Annotated in this window: 9 protein-coding genes; all 9 read left to right on the forward strand. The window is 72.7% G+C overall.

The window, feature by feature from the left end; translation table 11 throughout:
• The first annotated feature begins 57 nt into the window (after nucleotides 1-57).
• The gene (locus JMF97_RS00415) at nucleotides 58-2,361 is read left to right on the forward strand and encodes a hypothetical protein (protein WP_203219720.1); all 2,304 of its coding nucleotides are present in this window, start codon (nucleotides 58-60) and stop codon (nucleotides 2,359-2,361) included.
• Nucleotides 2,362-2,563: 202 nt separating this feature from the next.
• Nucleotides 2,564-4,330 carry an ATP-binding protein gene (locus JMF97_RS00420; RefSeq protein ID WP_203219721.1) on the forward strand — a complete coding sequence of 589 codons (1,767 nt, stop codon included), beginning with the start codon at nucleotides 2,564-2,566 and terminating at the stop codon, nucleotides 4,328-4,330.
• Nucleotides 4,331-4,345: 15 nt separating this feature from the next.
• Nucleotides 4,346-5,494, forward strand: coding sequence for an exonuclease SbcCD subunit D (locus tag JMF97_RS00425; RefSeq protein ID WP_203219722.1), 1,149 nt, complete (start codon nucleotides 4,346-4,348; stop codon nucleotides 5,492-5,494).
• A complete protein-coding gene (locus JMF97_RS00430) occupies nucleotides 5,494-7,968 on the forward strand; it encodes an AAA family ATPase (RefSeq protein ID WP_203219723.1) in 2,475 nt (824 codons plus the stop codon). The genes JMF97_RS00425 and JMF97_RS00430 overlap by 1 nt, the downstream gene beginning before the upstream one ends.
• Before the next feature lie 7 nt (nucleotides 7,969-7,975).
• Nucleotides 7,976-8,929, forward strand: a complete 954-nt coding sequence (locus JMF97_RS00435; RefSeq protein ID WP_203219724.1) for a hypothetical protein — start codon at nucleotides 7,976-7,978, stop codon at nucleotides 8,927-8,929.
• A complete protein-coding gene (locus JMF97_RS00440; protein WP_203219725.1) occupies nucleotides 8,929-9,786 on the forward strand; it encodes a spermidine synthase in 858 nt (285 codons plus the stop codon). Before JMF97_RS00435 ends, JMF97_RS00440 begins: the two co-directional genes overlap by 1 nt.
• 83 nt (nucleotides 9,787-9,869) lie before the next feature.
• Nucleotides 9,870-10,562 carry a sigma-70 family RNA polymerase sigma factor gene (locus tag JMF97_RS00445; RefSeq protein WP_013732358.1) on the forward strand — a complete coding sequence of 231 codons (693 nt, stop codon included), beginning with the start codon at nucleotides 9,870-9,872 and terminating at the stop codon, nucleotides 10,560-10,562.
• On the forward strand, nucleotides 10,559-11,335 hold the full coding sequence (locus JMF97_RS00450) for an anti-sigma factor (protein WP_102658011.1): 777 nt from the start codon (nucleotides 10,559-10,561) through the stop codon (nucleotides 11,333-11,335). Before JMF97_RS00445 ends, JMF97_RS00450 begins: the two co-directional genes overlap by 4 nt.
• A gap of 199 nt (nucleotides 11,336-11,534) precedes the next feature.
• On the forward strand, nucleotides 11,535-12,221 hold the full coding sequence (locus JMF97_RS00455) for a COG4315 family predicted lipoprotein (protein WP_203219726.1): 687 nt from the start codon (nucleotides 11,535-11,537) through the stop codon (nucleotides 12,219-12,221).
• Nucleotides 12,222-12,280: the final 59 nt, after the last annotated feature.

Consider the following 12,280-nt stretch of genomic DNA (forward strand, 5'->3'; position numbering starts at 1 on the left):
CCCGGCTGTCGGCGGAAATGGCCGAACCGCCACCGGCGACCAGGTCAGCTCAATACCGTGAACCGGGATCGGCAGCTGCCGGAGGACGGGACGTTGACGCACGAGGTGGTCGAACTACGGGTGCACGGCGTCTCGGGGACCACCGCCGAGACGCTGCTGGACCACCCGGTGGTGATCCGGGTCGCCGGTGACGACAACGCCGGCTTCTACCGCCCCCGGCCCGGGTTCGGCATCAGCGACCGGCCGGGCGGGCTGAAGGTCGAAGCGTACCGCTGGGGGGCGCTCACGGCCGGGGCCGCCGTGCGTACCCTCTCGCTGCTGTTCCTGTTGCCGTTCATGCTGGTCAACCTCGCCGTCTGGGCCCGGCCGGCGACCGGCGGGGCCGGCGGGTTGATCGGCCCGCTGTGCCGGCTGCTCGCCGCCACCCTGACCGCGGCGTTCGTGTTGTCCGTCGTGGGAGTGAGCATCGACCTGGTCGGCTGGCAGTGCGTCGGCTACCAACCCTGCCGGGCCGGCCGCGGCTACCTGGCCTGGCTCGGCAGCATCCCCCTCGGGCCACGCCTGGCGATCCTCGCGCTGCTGCCCATCGCCGCGCTGCGGCTGCTGTGGTGGCTCGGCGCACGTTCGTCCCGGGCCTTCGAGGCGTTTCCGGCCATGCCTGGGCAGGCACGCGACGCGCTCGGCGAGGACCGCATCGACGAACCCGGCTTCTGGAACGACGCGATCGTGGTGCGCCGGCTGCTGACCCTGCACGTCGCGGTCGGGCTCGGCATTCTCGACACGATCCTGCTCGGCGCGCAGATCCATCTCCGTCCCACGCCCGTGGTGTACGTGCTCTTCGGTACGGCCTGGTGCCTGCTCGCCATCGCCGCCGTCCTGCTCTGCCGACCGGCCCGCGCCATCGACGAGGGGCCGGGCCGGGGACCTGTCGACATGCGGGGCGTACGGCGGCTGCGCCAGGCCACCACGGTGGTCACCCTGCTGGCGCTCGCCTACACCGTGGTGCCGTTGGAACCGGAGCCACCGCACGGGCAACTCCCCGGATACGAGGGCGCGGTGGCCGCGTTGATCGCGGTCCAGGCCGGCCTGCTGATCGCGCTGACCGTCACCACCTGGAACCAGCGCCGGCGCAGCCGCGCGAGAACCCCGTTGTGGCTGGGTGGACTGGCCGGCCCGCTGCTCGCCACCGCGGCGGTCGCCGCCGCCTACGGATTCGCCGCCGCGCTGGTGTACCGGGTGGCCGACTTTCTGGACCGCAGCGACATCCCCAACCCGGCACGGCCGGATCGCCCCGGCGCACCACCGCTGGAGCCACCGGTCTCCTACCGTTGGGCGGCCCTGGCCGGGCTGGCGGCGATCATGGTCGTCGCGATCGCCGCACTCTGGCGGATCGTCGCGACAAGGCGACGACGACGTCGGATGGCCGAGCAGATCGTCCGGCGCGACTTCCCCGATCCCCCGCCGGAGGCGCTGCCCCAGCGCGCCGCCGTCCGGGAGGTCGTCGCCCGGGCGGCGTTCACCGAACAACTCGGGCCCATCTTCATCGTCTTCCTCGTCCTGTCCCTGCTCGGCGTGGCGATCGTCGCCCTGGACCTGATCGGCGTCGGGCCGTCGGAGCTGTCGCGGTACCTGGCCAGAACCGACGGCCAGGCGACCACAAACCTGTCGCTCGTGACCGATGTCGGGATCTACGTGATCGGGCTGGTTGCGGCCGGGATCGTCGTGCTCGGGCTGGCCTCCTACCGCTCGGAGGGCACCCGCCGCTCGGTCGCGGTGATCTGGGACCTGGGCACGTTCTGGCCACGTACGGTGCATCCGTTCGCGCCACCCTGCTACGCCGAACGGGCCGTTCCGGAACTCGCCAAGCGAATCGGCGCACTGGCCCGCAGAGGAGGGGTGATCCTCTCGGGGCACTCTCACGGTTCGGTGCTCGCCGCCGCCACCCTGCTCCAGTTGCCGCCCGAGGTGCTGCCCCGGGTAGCGCTGCTGACCCACGGCAGCCCGCTGCACCGGCTCTACTCCCGGCTCTGTCCGGCCTTCCTCGGTGACGACGTGCTGTACGAGATCGGCGACCGGATCGGCTGGCGATGGGTCAACCTGTGGCGCGACACCGACCCGATCGGCGGTCCCGTCTTCTCCGCGCACTGGCCGGGGCAGCCACCCCGGGTGCCGCCGCCGGCCGGCACCGTCGACCGTCGGTTGCGCGATCCGGTCGAGGTCACCGTGCCGCCGGACGACACCGTGCCGCCCCGCATCGACCAGCATTGGCCGTACCACACCGATCCGCAGTACGAGGCTGCCGTGCGGGAGTTGGCCGGGCGACTCGATCCGGACCTGCTCCACCTGAGCCGGGACCGGTAGGACACCCGCCGGTCGGCACGCGCGGTGGGGGTGTCGTCGCGCTGCGCGATCGACCCCGGAGTCTCGGCGTGGCCTCCGCCGCGTCGCGTGGCGGTGTGTCGTACTCCTCCGGCAGGATGCAGGGCGTGCGTGCCGACCGCGATGACCGCCCAGGACGCGATGACCACCCAGGACGCGATGACCACCCAGGAGGAGCCACCCGATGACTGACCCGGGGTTCGACGTCACGGGCGAGGGCGCGGGTGAAGGTGTCGGCCGGGTGCTCGGCACCGCCGACGCCACTCCCCTGCAGTTCTGGACGGCCGTCGCCCCCGGCAGCTATCTGCAGCTCGACGACGTGGTGGTGACCCGCCGGGAGCTGCCCGACCGGGAGCCGGTGACCATCGCCGGGGTGGTCACCCAGGTCCGGGCGCGGCACGAGGGCGCCCAGTTCGACTCCGACGTGTTCGCCATCGCCGACGGCACCCTGCCCGCCCAGGTGCAGGAGGCCGCCGAGATCACCACCACCCGGGTCGACCCGGAGTTCTACGTGCCGCCGCAGCCCGGCGCGGTGGTGCACCGGGCCGAGGGCGACGCCCGGGCGCGGGCGCTGCACTTCGACCGGATGGAGCGCCGCATCCCGATGGGCACCGGCCGCGACGGGGTGCCGGTCTACCTCAACGCCGACTTCCTGGACGGCACCCGGGGCGCCCACGTGTCGATCTCCGGCATCTCCGGGGTGGCCACCAAGACCAGCTTCGCCACCTTCCTGCTCTACTCGGTGTTCCGCTCCGGGCAGTTGGGCGGTGATGCGGTAAACGCCAAGGCGCTGATCTTCAACGTGAAGGGCGAGGACCTGCTCTTCCTCGACCACCCGAACAATCGGCTCGACGACGCCACCCGGGCCGCGTACGCCCGGCTCGGCCTGGTCGCCGACGCCTTCGGTGACGTACGGGTGTACGCCCCGCCGAGAGTCGGCGACTCCTCCGGCACACCCGACGTGAGCAGCCGGCTCACCGGGGTCGACAGCTTCTACTGGACGCTGTCGGAGTTCTGCGCCGACCGGCTCCTGCCGTACGTCTTCGCCGACGCCGACGACGAACGCCAGCAGTACACGATGGTGGTCCACTCGGTCGCCGCCCACCTGGCCCGCTACGCCCAGCCGGCCGACGGCGGGGTGAGCCTCGACGGGGTGCGCCTGGGCAGCTACGGCGACCTGGTCGACCACATCGTCGAGCAGCTCAGCGACGACGAGACCCGCGGTGACTGGGCCGGCAGCGCGGTCGGCCTGGGCACGGTCAACGCCTTCGCCCGGCGGTTGATCGGCAGCAAGAAGGACCTGTCCCGGCTGATCCGGGGCGACCTGGCCACCCGCCGCCCGCACTCGATCAACACTGCGGAGAGCGCCCAGGTGACCGTGGTCGACCTGCACAACCTGCCCGACCGCGCGCAGCGGTTCGTGGTGGGTGTGACGCTCAAGAGCGAGTTCGAGCGCAAGGAGAAGGCCGGCACCGCCAAGCCGCTGCTGTTCGTGGTACTCGACGAGCTGAACAAGTACGCCCCGCGGGAGGGCTCCTCCCCGATCAAGGAGGTGCTGCTCGACATCGCCGAGCGGGGCCGCTCGCTCGGAGTGATCCTGGTCGGCGCCCAGCAGACCGCCAGCGAGGTGGAACGCCGCATCGTCACCAACTCGGCGATCCGGGTGGTGGGCCGGCTCGACCCGGCCGAGGCGTCCCGCCCCGAGTACGGTTTCCTCCCTCCGGCCCAGCGGCAACGCGCGTTGTTGGCCAAGCCGGGCACGATGTTCGTCAACCAGCCGGACATCCCCGTCCCGCTCTGCCTGGAGTTCCCCTTCCCGGCCTGGGCGACCCGGGTCTCCGAGGCCGGGGCCGCGCCGTCGCAGACACTGCGCTCGATCACCCAGTCCGCCGACCCGTTCGCCGTGGTCGGCTCCGGCGGCGGCACCGTCGACGACGACATCCCCTTCTGAGAGAGCCTGACAGTGATGAAGATCCTGCACACCTCCGACTGGCACGTGGGCAAGGTCCTCAAGGGGCAGTCGCGGGCCGAGGAACACAAGAACGTGCTGGCCGGGGTCATCGACATCGCCCGGCAGGAGCGGCCGGACCTGGTCGTCATCGCCGGTGACCTCTACGACACCGCAGCGCCGACGGCGGAGGCGACCCGGCTGGTCACCCGGGCGTTGACCGCGCTGCGGCGTACCGGCGCGGACGTGGTGGCCATCGGCGGCAACCACGACAACGGCCCGGCGCTGGACGCGCTGCGTCCGTGGGCCGAGGCCGCCGGCATCACCCTGCGCGGCGCGGTCCGCGAGGATCCGGCCGAGCACGTCATCGACGGCACCACCGCCGGCGGGGAACGCTGGCGGCTGGCCGCCCTGCCGTTCCTGTCCCAGCGGTACGCGATCCGCGCGGTGGAGATGTACGAGCTGACCGCCGCGGAGACCACCCAGACCTACGCCGACCACCTGGGCCGCATCCTGGCCCGGCTGACCGAGGGCTTCACCGAGCCGGACCGCGTCCACCTGGTCACCGCCCACCTGACCGTGGTCGGGGCGGCCACCGGCGGCGGTGAACGCGACGCGCACACGGTGATGGGTTACGCGGTGCCCGCCACGGTCTTCCCCGGCACCGCGCACTACGTCGCGCTGGGGCATCTGCACCGCGCCCAGCGGGTGCAGGGGCCGTGCCCGGTCCGCTACAGCGGGGCGCCCCTCGCAGTGGACTTCGGCGAGCAGGAGAACGTCCCGTCGGTGACCCTGGTCGAGGTCAGCGCGACCACCGCGGCGCAGGTGCGGGAGGTGCCGGTGACGGCGGCGACGGCGCTGCACACCGTACGCGGCACGCTGGCGCAGCTCGCCGGCATCACCGCACCGGAGGGTTGGCTGCGGGTGTACGTGCGCGAGCAGCCCCGCGCCGGGCTGCGCGAGGAGGTGCAGGAGCTGTTCCCCCGCGCGCTGGAGATCCGCATCGACCCGGAGCTGGTGCCGGCGCCGGGCAGCGGCACCCGGGTCGCCCAGCGTTCCGGGCGTTCCCCCCGGCAACTGTTCGCCGACTACCTGGACAGTCGGGGGCACGCCGACGACGGCGTCCGAGACCTCTTCGACGAGCTGCTCGAGGAGGTCGAGCACTGATGCGGCCGATGCGACTGGACCTGGCCGGTTTCACCGTGTTCCGCGACGAGACCACCATCGACTTCACCGACGCGGACTTCTTCGCCCTGGTCGGGCCCACCGGTTCCGGCAAGTCGACGGTGCTCGACGCGATCTGCTTCGCCCTCTACGGCACGGTGCCCCGCTGGGGTGGTACGCGCGGGCTGGGTAACGCGCTGGCCCCGTCGGCGACGGAGGCCCGGGTGCGGCTGGTCTTCGAGTCGGCCGGGGCCCGGTACGTGGCGACCCGGGTGGTGCGCCGGGACGGCCGGGGCAACGTGAAGACCGCCAACGCCGGGTTGCAGTTGATGCCGGACGGCTTCGACGTCACCAAGCTGGACACCGGGCTCAGCCCGGAGGATCTCGGCGAGGTGGTCGCCGGCACTCCGGGCGAGATGGACGAGGCGGTGCTGGCGGCGGTCGGCCTGCCGTACGAGCAGTTCACCAGTTGCGTGGTGCTGCCGCAGGGGCAGTTCGCCGACTTCCTGCACGCCCGGCCGGCCACCCGGCAGCAGATCCTGGTCAACCTGCTCGGCCTCGGCGTCTACGAGCAGGTGCAGCAGCGGGCCACCGGGCGGGCGGCGCAGGCCGAGGCGAAGCTGGAGGCCGTCGACCAGTTGCTCGCCGGGCTCGCCGACATCGACGACGCCACCCTGGAACGGGCCACCGAGCAGGTCGCGCGGATGACCGAGCTGGCCACCGCGGTCACTGCCGCCGTACCGGAGCTGGAGACGGCGCGGGCGACGGCGCGTGAGGTGACGCAGGCGCTGGCCGCCCTCGATGCCGAGTTGTCCGTGCTGGACGCGGTCCGGGCGCCGGAGGGCACGGCCGAGCTGACGCAGGCGGTGGCCGCCGCCCGCGCGACGGCCGACGCCGCGGTCGACGCGGTGTCGCTGGCCGAGGAGCGCGAGGAGAAGCTGCGCGGCGAGTTGACCGCCCTCGGCGACGAGAGCACCCTGCGACTGCAGCTGCGGTCCTACGCCGATCGGGAGCAGTTGGCCGGTCAGGCCGAGGCGCTGCGCGCGGCGGTGCAGGCCGCCGGTGCCGAACACGACGCGGCCGTGGCAGCGCTGGCGCAGGCGACCGCGGCGGCCGAGCGGGCCGAGGCGGAGCTGGCGGCGGCGTTCCAGGCCCACGAGGAGGCGAAGACCGCCGACCAGGCGGCGGCGCTGCGGGCGCACCTGAGCGACGGGGACGCCTGCCCGGTGTGCGAGCAGGTGGTGGCCCGGGTGCCGGCGGTGCCGGTCGGGTCGGCGGTGGCCCGCGCGGTGGCCGCCGGCAAGTCGGCGCGGGCGGCCAGCGAGGCCGCGAAACGGCTGGTGGCCGAACGCGACGCGGCCGCGCGGGACCTGGACCGGGTGCTGGTGCGTACCCGCGCCGAACACGACGGGATACAGGCCCGACTCTCCGCACTGGACGAACTGCTCGCCGACGCGGCAAGTGCGCAGACGCTGCGTGAGCGACTCGACGAACACACCCGGCTGCGGGCGGCGCTGGACGAGGCGGCCACGGCGGTACGGGCCGGTCGGGACGCCGCGCGCCGGGCACGGGGCACGGTGGATGCCGCGCAGGAACGGCTGCGTACGGCGTGGCGGCACTTCGACGGCACCCGCGACGGGTTGGCCCGCTTCGGTCCGCCGGCCGCCGACCGGGACGACCTGGCCGCCGCCTGGGCCACCCTCGCCGAGTGGGCGCAGGAGCAGGCACGACAGCGCCGGTCGCAGCGCGACGGCCTGGCGACGTCGGTGGCCGACGCGCAGGCGGCGACCCGCGCGGTGGCCGCCCGCATCGACGGCATCTTCGCCGACGCCGGGTTGCCGGCCCCCGACGATCCGGTCCGCGCCGCCACGGTCGCGGTGGAGCGGGCCGAGGCCGAGCTGCGCCGGCTGGTCGAGCGCCGTGAGCAGGCCGCCGAGCTGCGTGAGCAGCGCGCCGAGCACGAGCGGCAGGCCCAGGTCGCCCGGGCGTTGGCCGGGCACCTGCGGGCCAACAACTTCGAGCGGTGGTTGCTGGCCGAGGCCCTGGACCTGCTTGTCGACGGGGCGTCGGGGATCCTGCGGGAGCTGTCCGGCGGCCAGTACGACCTGATCCACGACAAGGGTGAGTTCTTCGTCGTCGACCACCACGACGCCGGCCTGCGTCGCGGGGTGCGGACGTTGTCGGGCGGTGAGACGTTCCAGGCGTCGCTGGCGTTGGCGCTGGCGTTGTCCGAGCAGTTGGCCGGGCTCTCCACCACGGCGGCCAGCCTGGAGTCGATCGTGCTGGACGAGGGCTTCGGCACTCTCGACGCGGCCACCCTCGACACCGTCGCGGCCACCCTGGAGAACCTGGCCGCCCGGGGGGACCGGATGGTCGGGGTGGTCACCCACGTGCCGGCGCTGGCCGAGCGGATCCCGGTCCGCTTCGAGGTACGCAAGGACGCCCGCTCGGCCCGCGTCGAACGCACCGGCCGGTGAGGCCTTCATGACGCGGTTCTTCGTCGACAGTTGGGATCCGGCCTACGGGGCCTCGTTCGAGGCGTCGGCGGCGGGGCCGGCCGCGCCGAGCAGCGCCCAGGTCGACGCCGACGCCGAGTTGCCCGCGGTGGACTGGCGGGCCATCGGCCCCCGCCCGGGGGTGCGGGCCCCGGACGTGGTGCTGCTTGTCGACGGGGTACGCCGGATCGACGCCAGCGTCTGGACGGCCGAGGAGGATGGCACCTCCTTCCCCGGCCTGGCCGCCTCGTACGCCGCCGGGGTGGTGCGGTGTGATCTGGAGCGCGGGGCGGCGCACCTGGCCGGGGCCAAGGTGGGCCGGGGACTGTTCACGGCCAGCCCGTCGGCGGGCGACGTGGTGGCCGGCAGCGTCCGTTACCCGGTGCACCGGGTCAGCGGCACCGGCGAGTTGGCGAAGTTGCCGGCCGCGGTGCAGGGGCCGCTGACCGCGCTGGAGGTGGAGGTCTCCGACGCCGCGCGTACCGATGACGACCTGCTGGTGGTGGACGGGCCGTTGCGCAACCGGCGGCAGTTGCCGCGCACCCTCGGCTACATCAAGACCCAGCACAGCCAGTATCTCGACGCCCGGCTCACCGCCGTGGTCACCGGGCTGGCGCCGGGTCACCGGTCGCCGGTGTTCCGGCTCGGCACCGCCTGGGGTGGCTGGTCGTGGTATCTGCGGCTGCCGGTGTCCGCCGGGGCGCCGTGGGCCGGCATCGTCCGGATGGAGTGCTCCGCCGACCTGGAGATCACCGAGGCGGTACGGCTGGCGGATCTGTCACTCGTCACGTTGCCCCGGTTCGCCTCCAGCCCGTACAAGGATCCCCGGGCCCCACAGAACCTGGTGCCGATCGCCGGCCTGGAGCGGCTGCTGCGGTCCCGGTTGGGTGATGCTCGGCTGCTGCACCGTGCGCTGACCGCCGCCGCCCGGACCAACCGCTGATGGGCCGCCGCCGCGACACCGAGCGGGTCACCGAACAGGTCGACACCGGGCTCGCCGAGCTGACCCCGGATCCGGACCGCCCCGGCTCGTGGACGCTCATGCTGGACGGCGCACCACAGTCGCATGTGGACCTGAATGACCCGACCCACCTGGAGTTCGAGTACGTCCGGCGGTTGGCCGCCGCGTTCGACCTGATCGCGCCCGCCGGCGCCCCGTTGCGGGTGCTGCACCTGGGCGGCGGGGCGTTGACGCTGCCCCGCTACGTCGCCGCCACCCGGCCCGGCTCCGCCCAGCGGGTGGTCGAAGTGGACGCCGCCCTGGTCGACCTGGTCCGGCGGGCCCTGCCGTGGCGGGCCGATGCCCGCCTGAAGGTGCGGGTCGACGATGCCCGTGCGGCGCTGACCAGCACCCGCGACGACAGCTACGACGTGGTGGTCGCCGACGTGTTCGCCGGTGCCCGCACCCCGGCCCGACTGACCTCGGTCCAGTACGCCGCCGAGGTGGCCCGGGTGCTGCGGCCGGGCGGCTGGTACCTGGCCAATCTCGCCGACGGCCCGCCGCTGCGGTACGCCCGGGGGCAGGTCGCCACCGTCCGTACCGTGCTGCCTCGGGGCTGCCTGGTCGCCGACGCCGCGGTGCTGCGCGGTCGCCGTTACGGCAACCTGGTGCTGGTCGCCGGCCGGCAGGAGCCACCGGTGGCGGAGTTGACCCGGCGGGCCGCCGGTGACTGGTTCCCCGGCCGGGTCCTCGCCGGAGCCGACCTCGACCACTTCGTCGGGGGTGCTCCCGCGGTCCACGACGAGCAGGCCACCGACTCCACGCCGCCGCCGTCGGGAATTTTTTCCGTCCGACGTTGATCTGTTCGGCAGGGCCGTGCGTATCCATCGGCAGCCATGCCCGTGGGGGGACGGCTTTCTGTCCATGGACAACGGAGGTCTGCATGCACACACTGGCGGCCGGTTGGCACGGCGAGCGGGTGCGGGTGGACTGGATGTCGGCCCGGTCCCAGTCGCGGCCGACCACGACCACCAACGGGGTCGACTCGCGTGCGGTGTCTCGCCAGAATAGCCCGGTGACGCCGCGACCCGCCCCTGGCCGCCACCAGGCGACGACCACCGAGGCCGCCCACTCCGACCAGTTGATCCGCACCCTGTACGCGGAACACGCCGGTCCGTTGCTGATGTTCGTGATGCGGCTGACCGGCGGTGACCGGCAGCGGGCGGAGGACATCGTCCAGGAGACGCTGCTGCGTGCCTGGCGCAACGCCCACCGGCTGGGCACGCAGGGGCAGGGGTCGCTGCGCCCCTGGCTGGTGACGGTGGCCCGGCGCATCGCCATCGACGAGCACCGCAGTGAACAGGCCCGGCCGGCCGAGACGTACGACCGGGATCTGACCGCGTTCGCCGAGTCGGACAACACCGACCGGGTGCTGCGTTCGATGACGGTGGCCGATGCACTACGAACGTTGAGCCAGTCGCACCGGGAGATCCTGGTCGCGACCTACTTCCGAGGACGTACGGTGCCAGAGGCGGCCGAGGAACTTGGGCTGCCGCTGGGCACCGCCAAGTCACGGGTCTACTACGCGCTGCGCGCCCTGCGCACAGCCTTGCAGGAAAGGGGGGTGACGGAATGAGCCGGGTTGACCACATGGACGTCGCCGCGTACGCGCTCGGCGTGCTGGACGAACAGGACATGGAACGGTTCGAGGAACACCTCGCAACCTGCTGGGCGTGCGCCGCCGAGTTGGAGTCGATGGTGCCGGTGGTCGGGCTGCTCTCCGACATCGACGCGGAGTCGGTGACGGCGCTGGAGCAGACCCACACGAATCCGGTCCTGCTGGACCGGACGTTGGTGGCGATGCGTACGCACCGCCGCCGGGCACGGTTCCGGCAGATCCTCGCGACCGCCGCCGCGGTGGTGGTCTTCGGCGGGATCACCGGGGTGGTGTTCAGCAACCTGGCCGACAGCGGCACCGCGCCGCAGGTCGCCGGGCCGACCAGCGGGCCGGTGCAGGTGCCGAACACCGGCTCGGGTGACCCGGTTGGTCCGGGAGTCGGCGGTACCGAGCAGGAGGGTAGGCAGGTAAACGTCACCGACCCGACCACCGGGGTCACGGCGACGTTCTTCCTCGCCTCGAAGGACTTCGGCACCAACATCGCCTTCACGCTGGGTCGGCTGCCCGGTCCCCGCGAGTGCCGGCTGGTGGTGGTGCGCGAGGATGCCAGCACCGAGGTCATCTCCACCTGGTCGGTGCCGCAGGGCGGCTACGGCACCAACAGCAATCCGCAGAAGCTGAGCCTGGCCGCCGCCACCTCGTCGAAGTTGGACGCGGTGAAGCACTTCGAGGTGCAGGAGGTCGACGGCAAGGGTGCGGGCAAGCCGTTGGTGACGGTGCCTGCCAACTGACCACCACAGCGCAGCAAGGGCCCGCCTCGGTCGAGGCGGGCCCTTGCTCGTCTGCGCCGGGTTGAGGTACGCCCACACACGGACAGCTGTCGATTCCGGTTCAATCATCCGGGTGTGAAATGAGCCACCCTTCTGCTTTCAACCTTGACAGCCCCGATTCCCGTACTTCCCGGTGACTTGTCAAGTATGAGGAGGGCACGTGGCAAAGATGAAGCGCACCGTCGTTGTCGCGAGCGCCATGGTCGCACTTACGGCCTGCGCGCCCGCGGGCTACAACGGAGCAGACCCCGGCGTGGCGGAACCGGTCGCTGTCGCCGCGGCCGACTCCACGTCCACCCCGGACCCGGAGAGCAGCGCGGACCCCGAGGCCAGCGCCGAACCGGGTGCCTCGGCGTCGCCCGGAGCGGAGCCTGAAGCCGACGCCCCACTGCCCGACGGTGCCGAGTTGACCGAGAGCCTGACCGGCAAGAAGTTCCCCCGGATGGGCAGCGCGGTCGTCAACCAGGACGGCTTCCTGCTGTACCGCTTCGACCGCGACAGCAACGACCCGCCCGCCACCAACTGCGAGGACCAGTGCGCCGAGGTGTGGCCGCCGGCGCTGACCGACGGCAACCCGAAGCTCAAGGGCGTCTCCGACGACGCGGTCGGCACCATCACCCGCCCCGACGGCACCCGCCAGATCACCCTGGACGGCTGGCCGCTCTACACCTACATCGGTGACAAGAAGCCGGGCCAGTGGAAGGGCCAGGGCGTCGGTGGCACCTGGTTCGTGGTCAACCCCGACGGCAGCAAGAACCTGGAGTGCCTGCCCAAGGGCACCCCGAAGGCGGTCGAGCCGCCCTCGAAGACCAAGTCCGACAGTTCCGACTCGGACTACGACTACTGACCCTGTTCAGTCGGATGGCCGGCCGCAGCCCGTCGGGGGCGCGGCCGGCCATCGTCGTC

The organism is Micromonospora fiedleri (assembly GCF_016774385.1).
GTDB classification, from domain to species: Bacteria; Actinomycetota; Actinomycetes; order Mycobacteriales; family Micromonosporaceae; genus Micromonospora; species Micromonospora gifhornensis.